Below are 17,190 nucleotides of genomic sequence, written 5' to 3' on the forward strand. Positions count from 1 at the left end.
CTTCAGCCGCACCTCGTCTATTCCCTTTACCCGTTTGTAGGGTGCTTATAAGGCACTTGTAGAAGTGTTCCAGAACAATGATACAATGCAGAGGATATTGGCTATGCGCGGGAGGGACTTCCGATGGCAGCATCGACAGCATCACTCGGCGGCACAACGACCACCCTCACTAGCGGACGCCCGCTCTTCCTGCTGCGCCTCATCTATGGCGTGCTGGTCATTCTGGTCTTGGTCATTTTCGTGGGGAATTTGCCCTATGCCTATGGACGGGGCTTGGCAACGCTAGGCGGCGAACAACAAGCGATCATTGCCTTAGGGCTGCCCCCCGAACTTCCCGCCATCTTTGATCTTCTGTTGCGGACGGTTTTCCTCAGTGGGTTTATGCTTATGTCATTGCTGTTGTTTTGGCAGCGGGCGGCTGACCCAATGGCGGCACTGGTCAGTTTTTTGCTACTTAGCACAGGCTATCTCTACAGCGTCTCTGCCCCGCGTGATCATGCTTTGTGGCTAGCAGGCGTCGGGTTAAACGCCCTTGCCGAGACAACGCAAGTCCTCTTTGTGTTCAGCTTTCCGAACGGACGATTCGTACCAGCATGGACACGGCGCTTGGCAATCCCTATGTTCTTGTTTCGATTCCTGATCTGGCTGAATATTTTTGTTCTGCGTACCGGACAAGGCGGGGTGGAAGTAGGCATTGTCGCCGCCTTCATCGTGGCGGGGATAGGGACGCAAAATTACCGCTATCGTCGGTTGGCGTCACCCGCCCAACGCCAACAACTGAAATGGCTGTTGGGGAGTGTGGTCGTTGCCGTAACCTTGGTTGTCCCCTCCATCTACCTTATGAGCATCACCGATACGGTTTCACCTGAACGCAATGTGTTCCTCTATTTAGCCGTGAAAACCGTCCGCGATCTCGCCTTGCTCAGCTTTCCGCTGATGATCGGCGCGGCAATCTTGCGTTACCGGTTGTGGGAGATCGATCTGACGATTAACCGCTCACTGGTAGGGGTTGCCGTCACGGTCATTTTGGGTGGGTTGTTTATCATTGGTTTCCTCGCCCTTCAGTGGGTTTTTGGGCGTATTTTGGGCAGAGACCAGCGCGAGCTTGAGGTTGCTATTGCGGGGGCGATGGTGGGCATTGCCTTCAACCCCGTGCGCGTCCGTGTGCGCCGTTTTGTAGACCGCCGCCTCTATAAATTTCGCTTCGACCTCGATCAGTTGGATCGGGCGCATGGCATCCGCCCCAAACCGGAAGTGAAAACGCCTTCCACGCTGACAGGAAAAATCGTTGGTGGCTATGAAATTCTCGATCTGATTGGGCGCGGGGGGATGGGCGAGGTCTACAAAGGGTACAAAGAGGGGGAGATCGTCGCCGTGAAAGTTCTGCGGGACGACCTCAATCAGATTCAGCCCGACCTCTTCGCCCGTTTTCAACGGGAAGCGACTGTGTTGCAGAATTTCCAGCACCCCAATATCGTGAAGGTGTTGAGCGCCGATACCAGCGCCGATGTGCCATTCTTGGTCTTAGAGTACCTTGAAGGGGAAACGCTTGGCGATCATCTCAAAACGAAAGGCGCACTCCCGTTCTCTGAATTTCTTCCGTTGGCGCTCACCCTGACAGAGGCACTCGAATACATCCATGCACGGGGCGTTGTTCACCGTGATCTCAAGCCCTCAAACATCATGCTGCGCCCGACGACGACTGCCGTCCCTGCCGCGCCTATACCTGTTTTGATGGATTTTGGTGTGGCGCGGGGGGATACCTTAGGCGTTACCTTGACTGGCTCGAACGCCGTCGGCACGATTGAGTACATGGCGCCTGAACAAATCGAATCGGCGCACGATGTCGATCATTATGCCGATATTTACGCTTTAGGGATCGTATTCTATGAAATGTTGGTGGGGAATCCACCGTTTCAGGGGCGCCCCGCGCACGTCTTGTTTGCGCACCTTCAGCAGCCACCGCCCGACCCACGCAAAACCCGCCCAGAGATACCCGATCCGTTTGTCTACTTACTACGGCGGGCGCTGGCGAAAAAGCCGGAAGATCGTTTCCCGTCCGCCGCCGAACTAGGGGAATACCTTCAGGATGCCGTGTCCTAAAGAATAACTCACCGATAAAAGGGTAGGGGTGTGGATACTAAGCCCCTACCCCCCTCACCGCCGCCAGCAGCGCCGCCGCCACGCGCTCCACATCGGCGCGGGTGAGGCGCAAGTGCATGGGGAGGGAGATCAGTCGATCACTGGCACGGGCAGCCTGTGGAACGCGCCCTAACCACTGGTGATACATCCGATAATGACCGTTATCGCGATAATGGACACCTGGGTAAATTCGCTCCGCGTTGAGCGCCGCCATAACCTGATCGCGGCGATCTACCATGACCTGATACAAATGGCGCGAGGGTTCACATTCCGGCGGGATGGGGATGCGCTCAATGCGTGGCTCGTCAGCTAAGAGGGCATCGTACCACGCGGCAACCTGACGGCGGTAGGTATTGTCCTCGTCCACATACTGGATCGCCACCAAGCCAATCGCCGCCATAATCGAATTCCCGTGATACTTGAAGCCAACCTGCTCCACATCGTAGTACCATGTGTAACTGCCGCCGCTGTTTGTGCGGGCGTAGGTGTCTTTGTTGATGCCAAGCCACGTCCACTGTCGTGTCTGTGCGTCAAAGGCGGGGTCTCGCCAGCAGATCATGCCCGCATCAGCAGTGGGCAGGTTTTTAACGGCTTGAAAGCTGAAGATGGTGGCGTCGGCGTCATGCCCTATATGGCGTCCATGTAAGCGCGTGCCGGTCATGTGGGCGGCATCAAGGATCAGCGCCAATCCGCGTGCGCGGCATAGATCACGCACCGCCTCATACTGCCCGCTGCTGCCGCCCATCCCCACAAACATGACCGCACGGGTGCGCGGCGTGATCTGGGCTTCCACCGAGGCGGGGTCAAGGCATAAATGGACATCAATATCGGCAAAAACAGGGGTGAGGCGTTCATAGAGAATGGCGTGATTCGTGCTGACAAAGGTCAGCGGGGTGGTGATCACCTCATCACCATCTTGCCAGCCGTGCGCCGCTTTCAACTGGGCAAGGGCAAGATGCAGTCCGGCGGTTGCCGAACTGAGGAAATGGGCGTGAGGCAGCGCGGTGTAATCTCGAAATGCCGCCTCGAACGCAATGGTTTTGAAGCCTAAGCCTGTCCAGCCGCGCTCCAGACATTCACGAATCGCGGCAAGGGTTTCCTCAACGCGAAAGGTGGGAACGAATAGTTGAATGGGGGGGAGAGAGGGTAATGTGGACAAAAAACAACCCTCTACTCCGTCGTTGGCTTGCGGGGAACAACGGTCACCTTGCGCCGATCCCCTTCCCCGACGCTCTCTGTTTTTACGTCGGGATGATCCTGTAGCTCAAGATGGATGATCCGCCGCTCATGGGGGGGCATCGGCTCCATTGCCACAGCCTTTCCGCGCTGGATCGCCTGTTCCGCCATGCGCTGCGCCAAACGCCGAAGCTGCGCCTCGCGGCGTCCTTTGTAGCCATCCAGATCAATGACGAGGTGCGCCCGCCGTCCGGTCTTACGGCTGACGAGAATGCGCGTTAGGTATTGGAGAGAGGCAAGCCCTTCGCCCTTGTAACCCGTCAGGGTGCTGACCTCACTGCCAGTGACATCCAACACCCAATGGCGGGGTTCTTTGCCATCGGTCACCGCCCGCTTGGGTGTGATTTGGGGCGTCAAGCCCATATGCTTCAGTAGTTCGCCTAACACCTCAATGCCCACCTTGACCTCGGCGGCAATCTCCTCATCGCTGAGATGAGCAGCACTGGAATCATCCTCGTCATCGTCAAAACGGGGTGTGTTTTCGGCGGGGAATTCTTGGGTTTGGCTGGCGCTGGTGGTTGGTTTTCGTCCGCGCCCCGAACGCTCTGCCTGCCGTTGTGGGTCTTTCTGTTCTTTGGTTTCTTTTCCTTCGGAACGCTCGGCACGGGGGCGTTTCGCTGGTTTTTCGGCGAGGGGGGCATCGCTTGGAAAGACGATGATTTCATCTTCCGGCGGTGGGACGCTGACAGCCGGCGGCGCGGCGTGTTCGGCGGGAGTACGGATCATCGTGATGCGCACCCGCGCTTGTTTATTCCCCAAACCCAGCATCCGCCGCGTTGGTTCTTCAAGTACCTCAATGATCACATCCTCACGGGTGACACCAAGCTGCTTGATTCCCTCGTTGATGGCGGTTTCTATGTCGGAGGCGGTTGTTTCGACGGATCGCAAATCGCTCATGCCTGTTTTTCCTTACCCCGCTGCATAAACCTGAAGGGGGGTGTATGTAATGATCATCACGCAAAAGAACTCTAGTTTACCCTAACACGATAAGGGCGCATGCGTGATGCGCCCTTATCGTATGGGCTATTTTTTGTTTTTGCGGGCTTGCCCCGCCTTCGTCTCGTTTAATTTGCGCTTTGCCGTTGGTGCGGCAAGTGGGGCAGGGGTGTTTCGCCCGCCGCCGCTGTTTGCCCCGGCAGGGGCGGGGGCAGTGATCTTCCGCTTACTGGGCATTGCCTCAATCGCCTTCAAATCAATATCCTTGAGGGAAACCGTCTTAGCGGGCGTGGTGACTTTGCCGCGGAAGTTGCGGAAATCAATCCGCCCCATGAGGGCATATTGGATAATCCCTAGCGTATTGCCAACCACCCAATAGATGGACAACCCCGACGCAAACTGCAAAGAGAACAAGCCGATCATGAGCGGCATGATCGTCGTCATGTTGCGGGTCATTGCTGCCGAAGGATCCTTGGGGTCAGCAACGGGAGGCATGGTCAACTTCATTTGCAGCCATGTGGTCGCCACGACAAGGATTGGCAAAACGAACAACCCATCGGGCTGCCCTAAGTCCATCCAAAGAAACTGCGTATGAAGGGGGATCATCTCAGAGAGACTGGGCATCTGCAAGCGGTGGCTGAGATCAAGCAGTTGCAGCGGCGTATGCCCTAGTGAGGCATAAATCGCGCCATACAAGCCAAACAAGATCGGCATCTGGATGAGCAGCGGAAAGCACCCCGCCAATGGATTTACCCCATAGGTCTTGTAAAGTTCCATTTGCGCCTGCGCCTGCTTTTCCCGATCCCCTTTGAATTTCTCGCGGATTTCTTTCAGGGCGGGAGCAAGTTCCTGCATTTTCTTGGTCGATTTCATCTGTTGGGCGATGAGGGGGAAGGTGACGACGCGAGTCATCACGGTGAAAACCACAATCGCTAAGATCAGGCTCCCACCCAAAAAGTTATACAGCCACAACAGAATGATGATGAACGGATTCGTTAGAAAGTCCATTGGCGAACTTCCTCTCCTGCTACTTCGGTGTACTGGGGGTTAGGGTGAGACGATTAAAATCATCATTGTTCGGCTTGCGGACAAACCATGAGCGCCCGCCTGTCTCAAGGTTGAAGGCGACCATCAGTTGATTCTCGCTGAGGGTGGTGACGATCACATCATTCTTGATCACGATCAAATCGCCCAGAATACGGTCATCAGTGGGAGGGCTGCTTGTCCATAACAACGCGCCATTCGTGCGGTTGAAGGCTTTGACGTATTTCTGCTCCCCTGCCGCGATCACCTTATCATCAACGACGGCTACGCGCCCGCGTGCGGCGCCATCGACCTTTGCCTTCCAAACCACAGAGAAATCCGCCGCATTCACGGCATAGACCGCCCCACTAAGGTCGCCAAAGTAGAGAATGCCTTCTTGAAGGATGGGCGTTGACCACAACCACCCTTCGGTGGACAGTTTGCGGACGATCTGAGGCTGGTTGGCGCTCACATCAATGGCGATCAGTTCACGGTTGAACGTCCCCACATAAAGGGTGTTGGTTGCCTTGTCTAGAAGTGGCGTCGCGCCAATTGCCCCACCCACATCCACCTTCCAACGCAAAGCGAGGGTGTCCGCCGCCAGCGCGTAGAGGGTTTGATCCATCGATCCGAGGTAGAGGGTGTTTGTTTCGGGGTCAAAAGCAGGGGCTGCCCATGTGCCATTTTCGGTTTCGCTAAAGGCAAGACGCCGCGCCCCGGTCTTGGCATCGTAGGCAATAATCCCTTTATCGCCTTGTCCCTGAAAGACGACGCCATTGACGTAGAGCGGGCTGGCAATCATCGCCATCGCGCTTGGGGTGGGAACAAAGCTGGAAATTACCGTCTCGCGGGGGGTATTGAACGGCGAATAGGCGTACACCGTGTTGTTGTACGATCCGACATAGACCGTGCCATCTTCGCCTAGTGCCGGGGCGGTGAATAGTTTCTGCCCATGTGCCGCCCAATCGACAAGGCGTTCGGTGGGACGGCTTTCGGGATAGTTTTGGGTATCCACCCGAAAAACGGTATCCCGATAAGCAGCATAGAGATAACGGGCGTCATAGCGACCATCCTCTTGCTGCTTTCCATCGGGGGTGACCCCCGCCCAACTTTCGGGGAGAACAAGTGGCGAGCAGGCAGTAAAAAGCAAGAGAAACACAAAAACGCCGATCCACGCACGGGGTCGGCGGAGGACAGCCACAATTGTAGACAAGGACTTCACGAATGACATTCCCTTACGGCACAGGGTCGATCCCGCCGGGGTTGAATGGGTGACAGCGCATGATCCGCCGAACCCCCAACCATCCACCGCGAAAGAACCCATATTTGTTGATCGCTTCGTAGGTGTATTGCGAACAGGAGGGGTAAAAGCGGCACGCCGACGGCAATACCTTCGAAAGCGTGCGCTGATACAGCCGGATCATGCCCATCGCCACGAATTTCACGGCGTATTCTCCTGTACTGGCTGGTTAGACGATTCCCGGCGAAGTCCCGCTTTGCCGACAAGGAGCAGCAGGGACATTTCAAGAGCAGAGAAAGACGTTGAACGCATTTCGGAGCGGGCAATCAAGACAACATCATAACCAACCACAAGATGATCATCGAGCAGACGCAGCGCCTCACGCAGCCGCCGCTTTACCCGATTACGGATGACTGCCCCTCCAATACGTTTGCCGGTGATCACACCATAGCGGTTGTGAGGCAGCCCGTTTGGGGTATAGGCAAGGGTGAAGAATGTCCCTCGGATTGTTTTTCCCACGCTGCGCAGATGGGCGAAATCCGCCGCCCGACGCAGGCGCAAGTCACGCCGCATCCCTTTGCCCCATTACCCCGCTCAATTAGCTGTTCCAGTTAACCTTCTTCACATGGGTGCGCTTCACCGTCAGACGGTGCCGCCCCTTTGCCCGCCGTGCTTGCAGGACATTACGCCCATCGGCGGTCAACATCCGGCGACGAAAGCCATGCACCCGCTGGCGGCGGCGAATTTTTGGCTGCCAAGTACGTTTCACCACAATCTCAATCCTCCATTGGGCGCCGACCCGTGATCATGAATACGCAGGGATCGGCGGTAACGTTTCGTTTGATAGGAAAAACCTGAAGTAGAAAGTATAGCCGATGGGGTAGGGCGGGTCAATGTCCAGCTTGTTTTGCTTGCAGTACCCTCGCTGGTTGGGCTGCAACCAGCCTTCTTACAAGACGGGCGAACCTAGTGATTTTACCCCTTGATCACCACCGCATACCCCCATTTGAGGAGTATATCAGGATGAACAGGGCTGTCAACCAATAAGGGGTCAATCTTCTTGAAAAATGTTGTAGGTCGCTCCATCGTCAGCGGTTGTCCCATTCCCCGTGACTGCTGTATCCGCCCCTTCGCCTGTCGTCCCGTCTTGTTTGAGCGCGTTAATTTCTCGTAAGGACTCTAAAACGCTTTGTTCCATTGCCCACAGGGGCAGCCGCTCACGCTGATTCAAGAGCGCCTCTAGACGAGGATAACCGTTCAGGTATTCGTCTGCCCAATTGCGGGCAAACTTACCCTCCCGAATCTCATTGAGAATATCGCTCAGGTTGCGGCGCAAGCGGAGATCATGAACGCGATCTAGGCGGGAGAGCGTCCCATATTGGCTGACCAATGCCTGATTGCGCAAGGCGGGCATAACGCCCATGCGTCCGGCGGCGGCAAGTGCCGCACTCAGTTTTCCGGCAAGGTAGGCATCCAAAAACGCCGCTTCCACCGGATAGTTTTCCTTCACCAGCACCTCGGCGGCGGTGGCGATCAGATGGTGGAGAGCGGGCATCACCCCCTGATCGATAAAGTGGGTGAGTTCTGCCTCTTGCCGAAAGGTGATCTCAAACGCACCACGTCCCAGAGCACCAACCGCCCAAGCAAGGGCGAGCAGGGTTCCCCATGCCCGTCCGGTGGCGTCTTGTTCCACGCTGAGAAAACTAAGAAACCCGCCCTCGGTTTCATAGGCGGCACGGATGAGCGTCCCATAGGTGCGCGGGGCGATCATGACTGTATCGACAAAGGCGGGCGGCTCAAGGTAGCCGAAGGCGATGCTGTAGCCACTGCTAAAGACCAAGACATCGCCTTCTTTTAGGGAAGGGGCAAGGGCGCTTAGGTACAGATCGGGGACTTGCTCATCGGGCAGGGTGATGATCTTCACATCGGCACGGGCGGCGGCATCACCAGCGGTAGTCACTTCAAAGCCCTCGGCGCGAGCGCGGGCAGCACGGTTTTCGTTCGTCGCCCCAATGATTGGACGGTAGCCAGTGTCCATTAGGTTCAGGGCGAAGCCGCGTCCTAATTCGGTGTAATCGAAGATTGCTAACGTGCGTCCGGCAAGGTAGCCGGGATCGGCGTCGGCGTCGGTATAGCGGGCAGTCATAATCCCCCTAGAAAATCGTTCATGATGGGCATGATCTGCGCCGGGTGGCGGACGGCACAATCGTGCGAGCCGCGTGGGATCACCAGCAGATGCGCCCCAGAAATTCGCGCTGCCGCCCGCCGCGTTTGTTGAATTGGGATAAGTGGATCGAACGCGCCAGCAATGATCAAGGTTGGGATGGGGATTCGTTCCAATGGCGGGTCAAATGTCCGAATTTGGGCAATATCCAGCGCGTAGCCAGCTTGCCGTGCGCTGGCGGGGTTTGTTTGCTGGAATGCCCGCAAAATGGCAAGCGTTTCGGGGTCACGTTCCAACAAAGGGAGGGCGGTTGCCGTTGTTCGGGAAAGAACCCAATTCAGGAAGTCCGAACGGTTGGCAAGGGCAATGGGGGCAAGGACATCCATCACCAAACGGTTCAGAACGCCCATCACCGGACAGCCGAGGATCAGCCTTCGACAGCGATCTGAGTGGCGAAGAGCAAAACTGATCGCCGCCATGGCGCCCGCAGAATAGCCTGCCATCACCACACGATCTATAGATAAAGCATCAAGGAGGGCGGCAAAGGTATCCGCCATCTCGTCGGGGGTTAAGCCAGCAAGGGTTGGTGTGCGAAGGTAGCCCGCCCGCGAAACGGCAATCACGCGCCGCCCCGGAAAACGCCGCCCAATGACCAGGCATTGATCATAGCCACCCATGCTTTGATGGCTGATCAAAACCGCTTCGCTGGCGTCAGGGGCACCGCCGAGAGCATATTCAACAACACCACGCCGCGTTTCGATCAGGCGGCTGTGCGCTTGTTGTTCCGCCGCCGCCGAGGTCAACTCGTCAAGATAAAGGCGAGGGACATTGAGCGTCTCGCCAAGCCGCTGCCAGAGGGGTTTTGAGAGTGTCATCCGCCTAATCAGTTTCGTTCAGATGGGTTATCTATGGTGAGTCTATTATACCGAGGTTGTGTTGAGTATTTTGTTTGCGAACCCCTACCCCTTTCCCTCGTATACAGGCTGCGGAAAGCAAGGCGGCTGCGGGAGGAGAGTTTTCTAAGCCCCGTAGGGGCTTGAAAGGCATCGTCGCACCGCCTATTCTACACTTCTTCACCCCAAAGGACTTTGGTGGTGGTACTTAGCTCCCACGAACAACATGCCCCAGTTTTCCGCCTGCGGCTGCCAACTGCGCCCTTGCCTGTTCAGGATCAAGGCTCAAGCGATGGGCAGCAATTGCCGTTTTCATCTCCCCGCCGCAGCGATCCAACAAAGCGGTTGCCGCCGCCTGATCCAAGCCCGTCGCCTCGCTGACGATCCGCGCTGCTCGCACCCGCAGTTTGATGTTCCCCGCCTGCATATCGGTCATTAGGTTGCCAAAGGTGCGCCCCGCCCGCACCATCACGGCGGTGCTGATCATGTTTAGGGCAATTTTTTGCGCGGTTGCTGCCTTTAAGCGCGTTGATCCGGTGAGTGCTTCCGCCCCTGTGGGAAGGGTAATCGGATGACGAACGATCTCGGCAAGAGGGGCGTTCACGGCGTTCACGATGCAGCCCGTGATTGCTCCGCGTTTGGCAGCTTCCCGCAATGCGCCAATCACGTAGGGCGTTGAACCGCTAGCGGTGATCCCGATCACGGTGTCTTTGTCGCCCACCGCGTGGTGGGCAATCGCGGCTTCGCCGTCCGGTTCGCTGTCCTCCGCGCCTTCTATGGAATGGGTGATTGCCCCCTCACCGCCAGCGATGATCCCGATCACGCCATCTGTGCTGAACGTCGGCGGACACTCCGAGGCGTCAAGGACTGCCAAGCGTCCGGGCGTCCCCGCGCCGATGAAGATGAGTCGCCCGCCCTCCTCGAAGGCAGGGGCAATGGCATCGACAAGGGCGGCAATCTGGGGGAGCTGATGGGCGAGGATTCCGGCGATGCGGGCGTCCTCGCTGTTCATGGCATGGAGGAGGTGGAGCGTGGGCTGTTCGGCAATGCGCATCGTCAGCGGGTGGCGGCGCTCTGTTGCCCGCAGGGTGTTTCCCGCCGGAAAGGGTATATCTTCTGCCGGCGTGTGAATACCCGCTGCACTAAACGCCATGAGCGCCGCACCGAGGGGGGCATCGTGTTCCCGATCCAAAATGACCGCCTGGGGGAGGGCGGTTTGCACATGGAGAGCGAATAGATCGCGCAGAAGGGCGGAATATTTGAAGATGCTCCCCGACAACAGAACCGGGAACACCTCGCCAGTGGCGGCAAAGCCTAGTTTCCGTCCGGCGGTGATTGTCTCCTGGGCAAGGTGATCGGCGGCTTCGGCAATGATCCGGCGGGCGACGAGATCACCCTCCCCTTCTTCGGCAAGGATCACCGCATGACGTGCCAATGCTGCGATCTCGTCAATGCGGCGCTTGGGCGCATATGCCCAATCAATAATCCCTGTTGCGTCGCTGAGGGCAAGGTCGTTCAGCACGGCGTCGCTGAGCGCCGTTGGGATGTCCGACCCATCATAGGCGGCGGCGACGGCGTTCATCACCGCACGGGCGATCCAATAGCCGCTGCCAGCGTCCATGTAATGCCCCCACCCACCGCTGCGGGCGCGTTCCCCCCGCCCGTTGACGCCGAGGGCAATCATCCCTGTCCCGCTGATGGTGACGATCCCAAACGCCCGTCCCACGCCTGCCACCAGCGCCGCCAGCGCATCGTTCTCAACGACGATCCGCTGTTTGGGGTAAAGCGATCCGAAAATCTCTAGAAACAGGGTGCTATCGGCGGGACGATCCACGCCGGACAAGCCCGCCCCTATGCCCACGACGTGATCAAGTCCAAGCCCAGAATCGTGCAGCAGGCTTTCGATGCCCGCTTGAATCGTTTCTTTCGCCGTCTCCACGCCAATGTAATTGGGGTTGCTTGGGCCGACCTCCGCACGGGCGAGGATTGTCAGGTCGGTATCGGTCAGGACGAGGGAGGTGTGTGTCCCCCCACCGTTGATGCCAATGGCTAATTCTTTTTGTGACACGTTCTTTATCCTATCCCCCTTACCATATACCAGAGTGAAAAGGCTTGTTGTCTAGATCGTTCCCCCTTCCCACAGATAACCCTTCTTTTCCTCGCTTACATAGGCTGAGGAGGGGGGGATTGACGGGCGACCACGTGGGGTTGCCCATGGAAGGTGTGATTCCCCTTTTCTAGCGGGGAGAAGGGTGCTGCCGCTCCCCAAGAGACTGTCCTGTTATTCGTTAATAGGGAAGCGCCGCCCGCAGCACACGGAGAAAGTTCCCGCGCTCTATCGCCCCAATATCGGCGTCGCTGTAGCCACGCCCCGCCAAAAGCGGGCGCAGCAAGCGCAAATCGCCAATGGTATCCATCTCGGCTGGAATACGCTCCATCCCAAAGCCGCCATCCCAATCCGACCCCAAGCCCACGTGCCGTGCTGAGCCGGTCACTTGGCAGATGTGATCGATGATCTCGGCAATGCGCGTCATAGGCGCATCGGCTTTGTCGGGGGTGGCGCTCAACTGCCACATAAAGCGATTGTACATGACGACGCCCATCACCCCATCGCGTTCGGCAAGGCGGCGGACCATATCGTCGGAAAGGTGGCGGTCACTCTCGCAAAAGCGGCGCGGGTTGCTGTGGCTGGCGATGATCTGCCCCTCATAGCGATCTACCGCCTGAAGGTAAGCCTCCTCCGCCATGTGGCTCAAATCAAGGATCGCCTTGTAGCGGCTCATCACCGAGAGCAGGTCATGCCCTAGCGGGGTCAAGCCGCCGGGGGATGCCGTCCCCCCGCTGTAGCGCGTCGCGCCCCACGCCGGACCAATAATGCGCACCCCGCGCTCATACCAAAAGTCCACTTCGCTCGGTTCGCGGATCGGATCAGCGCCCTCCATGAGGATGACAATGCCCACTTTGTGATCGGTGAGGGGGACTCCCTCTGCCCACGAATCGAGGACGTTTTGAAGTTCCTTTTGGGTGCGGATGAGGGCGATGTTGGGGTGGCTGTCCGCCAGCTTGTGGTAGATGTCGGCTTGGGTCAGCCCTAGCGTATGCGCCTGACCGGGGGTTTCGTAGCCCCGCCCGCGTGAAAGTTTGGAATTGGCGGGTGGCGTGTAGATCGTTCCAAAAGCAATCCCCACCCGCCCTAAAAGCATTTCGGGGAGTCCCACCGTCGCTCCGCCGAGGTAGGTTTCCACCTCGCTGCCAACTTCGCGGGTGCGTTTGCTGAGGGCACTCTCGGTAAAATCCCGCCCAAAAAGATCGGCATTCCAGGCAATATCAAGATGGGCATCAAGAATAATGTGTGGGTCGTTTGACATTACTTTTTATCTCTCTACTTTTTATCTCTCTGCGCCGTAAAACCTCTCCATTTAGGCATAGGAGGTATGTCACTAAAGCCTTTAGTGGGTAAAGAAAAGGGCGATCTGGTGGATCGCCCTATGTTCTTAGAAAGGGGTTACTGTCGTTTGGCGGCAACCTTTGCTTCGATGATCCCGCGCAATTGCGAGAGCGAGGGTCCGCTCTGACCGTTCGCCGTCTCTGGGTAGAGTTTTTCACCGTCCACATACACGGTGGGGGTAGCGTTGACGCCACGTGCCTTCATCGCGTCTTCGGAGGCTTTTAGGCGGTCATTCGTGCTGCTGCTGCCCAAGCATTGATCAAAGGCGCTGGTATCCAAGCCAAGCTGCCCTGCCGCAAGGGAAAGCCGACGGCTGTCGTTCGATCCGCTGGCATAGCGTGTTTGCCAATCAAACATGACCTCATGCATCTCCCAAAACTTTGCCGGGGATTGCTCTCCGGCGCAAATTGCCGCTCGTGCCATGTTCTCAGAATTGAAGCCGCCGAACGTCCACAGGGGGATATAGACAAACTTGACATCCCCTGCTTCGATTTTATCCTTCAGATTTTTGAAGTAGTTTTCGTGGTAGCTGAGGCACGCCGGACAGGAAAAGCTCGAAAATTCTTCAATTAAGACGGGTGCATCTGCTTTGCCAATGAAGAAAAAGCCCTGCTCCGTTTTGCCCGTGAAACCTTCTTTGCTGGTGATGGCGGTCAGTTCCGCCTCGACTGTCTCATCAATGGTGGCGTCAATAGGGCGACTTTGGATCAAGATCACAATCACGGCGACGGCGAGGACGGCAAAGCCGATGATGCTGGCGACGATAGTGCGTTGCTGCTGCTGCTGCTTGCGGCGGCGCTCGGCGGCTGCCTTCTTGTCACTGATGGGTTTCTTTTGGGGGGCTGCGCTCCCTTTTGCTGTCATAGGGTTTTCGCTGAACGTCCTTCGTTGGAATAGTGAATTTAAGGTGAGGGAAAGTATAGCAAACCATGCGCAAAAATCAGGATGAATGTTTGGAGAGTAGACGCCTCTCAAAGAAGGGCAATAAATTCAGCGATGCTCAGCCCTGCCTGACGGATAATGGATCGAAGGGTACCCGGAGCGAGTTCTTTATGATCGGGGATAGGAATGGTGGTGAGAGGCTCAGCACAACGCACAATGATATGGCTGCCTGTTTGACAAACGCTGAGAAAGCCGATTTTCTCTAACGCTTTAACCCAACGTCCCCCTGAAATTACGGGAAGTGGAGGCAAGGAATCAGCCTACCGGAACAACCATAAGAAGGGTGGTATAGGTTTCCAGAGGGACGGGATCACCAATCACCAGCCTCTTCCATAACGGCAATTACGCCCTGAATAGCATCTTGAATAGCGCGGATGGCGTCCTCGCAGGTTTCGCCTTGGGTAACACAACCGGGAAGGCTAGGACATTCAGCAATCCAGAAGTTGGATTCGGGATCGGGGTAGAGGACGATCTGGCGCATATTGCAGTACCCTCACTGGTTGGGCTGCAACCAGCCTTCTTATAAGACGGGCGAGCGTCGTTATGTTTCCTCCTGGATTACCACCGCCTAGCCCATTGGTAAGTATATGATGATAAGTGGGGCTGTCAACGGTTAAGGGGTCACTCTCTTTGAAAAATGCTGTAGGAAGGGAGCGGATTGAAGATGATTGTAGCACGGAAAAAGGACGCGGTACGGCTCATCTGGAAAACGTTCTTAGAAATACGGTTGAGTCTGGTATAAATCGAACAATCCGCGTAGACTTGCGCCGGAAAGGAACACTCTCTCATGCGTGGCAACACACCCCTTCGCGCCGTCGTCTTTGATTTGGACGGGACAATCATTGATACAGAAACCCCCGATTACGAGGCTTGGCGCGAGGTTTATCAGCGACACGGGCTGGATGTCAGCCTTGATCTTTGGAAGCAGCGCGTTGGGTTCGCCACCATAGATGGCGTTTCCGATGTCTTTGATCCACAGCGCCACCTCGAACGGCTGACGGGAAAACCGCTCACCGCCCACGAGCGCGAGGCACAGCACGTCCGCTATCTTGCCTTGTGCGCTGCGCAGCCGATCCTCCCCGGCGTGCGCGAACTTATTGAGGCAGTCGCAGCGCGGGGCATTCCGCTTGGGTTGGCGTCGAACTCGGATCGTCCCTGGGTGGAGCATTGGCTGACTCATGTTCGCTTGCGTTCGTATTTCACCTGTGTCTACACCCGTGACGATGTGAGCAAGCCGAAACCAGCGCCAGATATGTACGAGGCGGTGGTCGCCTGTTTGGGACTGCCCGCCGAAAGCTGCCTTGCCATTGAAGATTCGCCAACGGGGATGCGTTCGGCGCTCTCCGCTGGACTGCGCGTGGTGGCGGTGCCGGGTCCGCTGACAATCCAATTGGCGCGTCCGACGGTGGCGCTCACCCTAACGCGCCTAGACGAAATAACCCCTGAGGCGTTATTGGCGCTCTGATGTCCCGCCTCAGGCACTCTCTATGCCTGTATCAACCTGATCCAGCCGCCCCGCCAAGTATGCCGCCAACAACTCCAGCGCGGCTTGGGCAGAGGCGGCTTTGTTTCCCTCGCGGTCTGCCTCCCACACGCGCCGAATCACCTTTGCCCCATCAGGCGTTTCGATGCCCAGATAGGTGAGACCAACAGGTTTTGTGGGCGTCCCGCCGCCCGGTCCGGCAATGCCGGTGACGCTCAACCCCACCGCCGCCCCAAACGTCCGCCGCGCCCCAGATGCCATCTGCCGTGCCACGATTGCGCTGACTGCCCCTTCCCGCCCCAGATCATCGACGCTGACGCCCAAAAGGGCGATCTTTGCCTCGTTGCTGTAGCTGACGACGCCGCCCAACACATAGGCAGAACTTCCGGCAATATTCGTCAGACGATGGGCAATCAGCCCCCCCGTGCAGGATTCGGCAAGGGCGATGGTCAAGTTGCGAGCGAGAAGCGGTTGAGCAACCACCTGTTCTAAAAGGTCTCCAGCGGACATCAGACAAACCCTCCACGATTCTCTCTGCGAACCAATACAAACGCTGCCAACGCTAACGCCGCCCCCACCGCCAAAAACAGGACGACGAACCCATAGGCATTGAAAATACCGACCTGATCGCCAATCCCGCCGAGGATAAGCGGGGCAGTGAAAATGGCCATGCCAACAAAGAGCGTGTTGCGGGCGCTGGCGGTGTTTGCCTGTCCGGGTGCGCTTTCCAAAGAGAGTGAAACGCCTTGTGGGTAGAGATTGGCTATCCCCAAGCCGGTGATGAACAAACCGATCACGTTGAGGGTGGGTATTTTGGCTTGCCACAACAGCAGAAAGCCCACAAGGGCGAGGAGAAATGCCCCAACAAAAAGAGGGGCGGGCGGATAGTGTCGGGCAAGGCGGCTGCCAACGAATCGTCCAGCAAGCATCGCCAGAAAAAACAAGGAGAGCAGCGTCACCGAGTCAATGGCGGCGAACCCGACCACTTTTTCGAGGAATTCCGACGCCCAAAAGATCGTACTCCATTCGGCGGCTGTGCCAACCCCGTTGGCGGTGACCGCCAGCCAAAAGCGAAAGGGAAGTAGGCGACGTGCCGCCTGAGGGGACGAACCCTCGCCCTGTATAGGGGGAATAGGAGTCCGCCAGAAAGCGATGGCAATACAGGCAACGATGATCCCCGGAAGGTAGATCGCACCGCGCCAGCCAATTCCCGCCCGCTGCAACTCGCCGGCAAGGACGGGGGCAAACAGCACGGTGAAACTGGCGATGATATTGCTCTCGGTGAGGGCAAAGGAGCGCCGCACACCGTGCAGATCGGAGTAGGCAGCTTGAATGGTGATCAATTGAATGGCGCCCCCCAACCCAGAGAGCAGCGCCCCACCAAGCGTCACCGGAAGGGTCATCCCCCACACGGCGATCAGCATACCCACCAGCATGAGCGCCGCCCCACCCCACAAAACGACGAAACGCCCCACCCGCGCCGTGAGGCGATCTCCTACCAAGCCGATCAGGACACCCCCACAGGCGGCTAACCCCAAGTGCAAACTGCGTTCCGTATAGCTGTAGCCAGTTTCGCTGCTAAGGAAGCGGGCAGCCGGAGTCATCACCGCCTGCATGTAGGCAAGGTAGCCCGTCAGAAGGTAGCCCAACCAGGTGAATCGATCCCGTACAAAAATTGGCACG

The 17,190-nt window shown here is 57.4% G+C and carries 18 protein-coding genes; 2 read left to right on the top strand and 16 right to left on the bottom strand.

Annotated elements, in window-relative coordinates:
• The first annotated feature begins 123 nt into the window (after window positions 1-123).
• A complete protein-coding gene (locus HS103_05105; protein ID MBE7512178.1) occupies window positions 124-2,103 on the top strand; it encodes a serine/threonine protein kinase in 1,980 nt (659 codons plus the stop codon).
• 37 nt (window positions 2,104-2,140) lie between these two features.
• Here HS103_05105 and HS103_05110 read toward each other — a convergent pair whose 3' ends face one another.
• The 14 genes from HS103_05110 to HS103_05175 all read right to left on the bottom strand — a co-directional run bounded on the left by HS103_05110 (window position 2,141) and on the right by HS103_05175 (window position 14,505).
• Window positions 2,141-3,301 (bottom strand): DegT/DnrJ/EryC1/StrS family aminotransferase, encoded by a 1,161-nt coding sequence (locus tag HS103_05110; protein MBE7512179.1) that lies wholly within the window; start codon window positions 3,299-3,301, stop codon window positions 2,141-2,143.
• Window positions 3,302-3,312: 11 nt separating this feature from the next.
• On the bottom strand, window positions 3,313-4,275 hold the full coding sequence (locus tag HS103_05115; protein MBE7512180.1) for a Jag N-terminal domain-containing protein: 963 nt from the start codon (window positions 4,273-4,275) through the stop codon (window positions 3,313-3,315).
• 126 nt (window positions 4,276-4,401) lie between these two features.
• Window positions 4,402-5,322, bottom strand: coding sequence for a membrane protein insertase YidC (locus HS103_05120; GenBank protein ID MBE7512181.1), 921 nt, complete (start codon window positions 5,320-5,322; stop codon window positions 4,402-4,404).
• A 19-nt stretch (window positions 5,323-5,341) separates the two neighbouring features.
• Window positions 5,342-6,559 (bottom strand): PQQ-binding-like beta-propeller repeat protein, encoded by a 1,218-nt coding sequence (locus HS103_05125; GenBank protein ID MBE7512182.1) that lies wholly within the window; start codon window positions 6,557-6,559, stop codon window positions 5,342-5,344.
• Window positions 6,560-6,572: 13 nt separating this feature from the next.
• Window positions 6,573-6,782 (bottom strand): membrane protein insertion efficiency factor YidD, encoded by a 210-nt coding sequence (gene yidD, locus HS103_05130; GenBank protein ID MBE7512183.1) that lies wholly within the window; start codon window positions 6,780-6,782, stop codon window positions 6,573-6,575.
• A complete protein-coding gene (rnpA, locus tag HS103_05135; GenBank protein MBE7512184.1) occupies window positions 6,779-7,150 on the bottom strand; it encodes a ribonuclease P protein component in 372 nt (123 codons plus the stop codon). Before rnpA ends, yidD begins: the two co-directional genes overlap by 4 nt.
• A 25-nt stretch (window positions 7,151-7,175) precedes the next feature.
• Window positions 7,176-7,346: a 50S ribosomal protein L34 gene (rpmH, locus tag HS103_05140; GenBank protein MBE7512185.1), complete on the bottom strand. Its 171-nt coding sequence runs from the start codon at window positions 7,344-7,346 to the stop codon at window positions 7,176-7,178.
• A 282-nt stretch (window positions 7,347-7,628) separates the two neighbouring features.
• A complete protein-coding gene (locus tag HS103_05145; GenBank protein ID MBE7512186.1) occupies window positions 7,629-8,723 on the bottom strand; it encodes a hypothetical protein in 1,095 nt (364 codons plus the stop codon).
• Entirely contained in the window at window positions 8,720-9,616 is an 897-nt protein-coding gene (locus tag HS103_05150) for an alpha/beta hydrolase (GenBank protein ID MBE7512187.1), read from the bottom strand. Before HS103_05150 ends, HS103_05145 begins: the two co-directional genes overlap by 4 nt.
• 226 nt (window positions 9,617-9,842) lie before the next feature.
• Window positions 9,843-11,702, bottom strand: coding sequence for an N-acetylmuramic acid 6-phosphate etherase (gene murQ, locus HS103_05155; GenBank protein MBE7512188.1), 1,860 nt, complete (start codon window positions 11,700-11,702; stop codon window positions 9,843-9,845).
• Between the two features lie 220 nt (window positions 11,703-11,922).
• Entirely contained in the window at window positions 11,923-13,002 is a 1,080-nt protein-coding gene (locus HS103_05160; protein MBE7512189.1) for a membrane dipeptidase, read from the bottom strand.
• 137 nt (window positions 13,003-13,139) lie between these two features.
• A complete protein-coding gene (locus tag HS103_05165) occupies window positions 13,140-13,946 on the bottom strand; it encodes a DsbA family protein (protein MBE7512190.1) in 807 nt (268 codons plus the stop codon).
• A gap of 107 nt (window positions 13,947-14,053) precedes the next feature.
• Window positions 14,054-14,275, bottom strand: coding sequence for a type II toxin-antitoxin system HicA family toxin (locus HS103_05170; protein ID MBE7512191.1), 222 nt, complete (start codon window positions 14,273-14,275; stop codon window positions 14,054-14,056).
• Window positions 14,276-14,334: 59 nt separating this feature from the next.
• The gene (locus HS103_05175) at window positions 14,335-14,505 is read right to left on the bottom strand and encodes a type II toxin-antitoxin system HicB family antitoxin (GenBank protein MBE7512192.1); all 171 of its coding nucleotides are present in this window, start codon (window positions 14,503-14,505) and stop codon (window positions 14,335-14,337) included.
• Between the two features lie 306 nt (window positions 14,506-14,811).
• Here HS103_05175 and HS103_05180 point away from each other — a divergent pair, with 306 nt between their 5' ends.
• On the top strand, window positions 14,812-15,489 hold the full coding sequence (locus HS103_05180; protein ID MBE7512193.1) for an HAD family phosphatase: 678 nt from the start codon (window positions 14,812-14,814) through the stop codon (window positions 15,487-15,489).
• Between the two features lie 9 nt (window positions 15,490-15,498).
• Here HS103_05180 and HS103_05185 read toward each other — a convergent pair whose 3' ends face one another.
• Both HS103_05185 and HS103_05190 read right to left on the bottom strand, forming a co-directional pair.
• On the bottom strand, window positions 15,499-16,017 hold the full coding sequence (locus HS103_05185) for a nicotinamide-nucleotide amidohydrolase family protein (protein MBE7512194.1): 519 nt from the start codon (window positions 16,015-16,017) through the stop codon (window positions 15,499-15,501).
• A complete protein-coding gene (locus HS103_05190; protein MBE7512195.1) occupies window positions 16,017-17,189 on the bottom strand; it encodes an MFS transporter in 1,173 nt (390 codons plus the stop codon). The genes HS103_05185 and HS103_05190 overlap by 1 nt, the downstream gene beginning before the upstream one ends.
• Window position 17,190 lies beyond the last annotated feature (1 nt).

This window comes from Anaerolineales bacterium (assembly GCA_015075625.1).
GTDB lineage: Bacteria > Chloroflexota > Anaerolineae > Aggregatilineales > UBA2796 > UBA2796.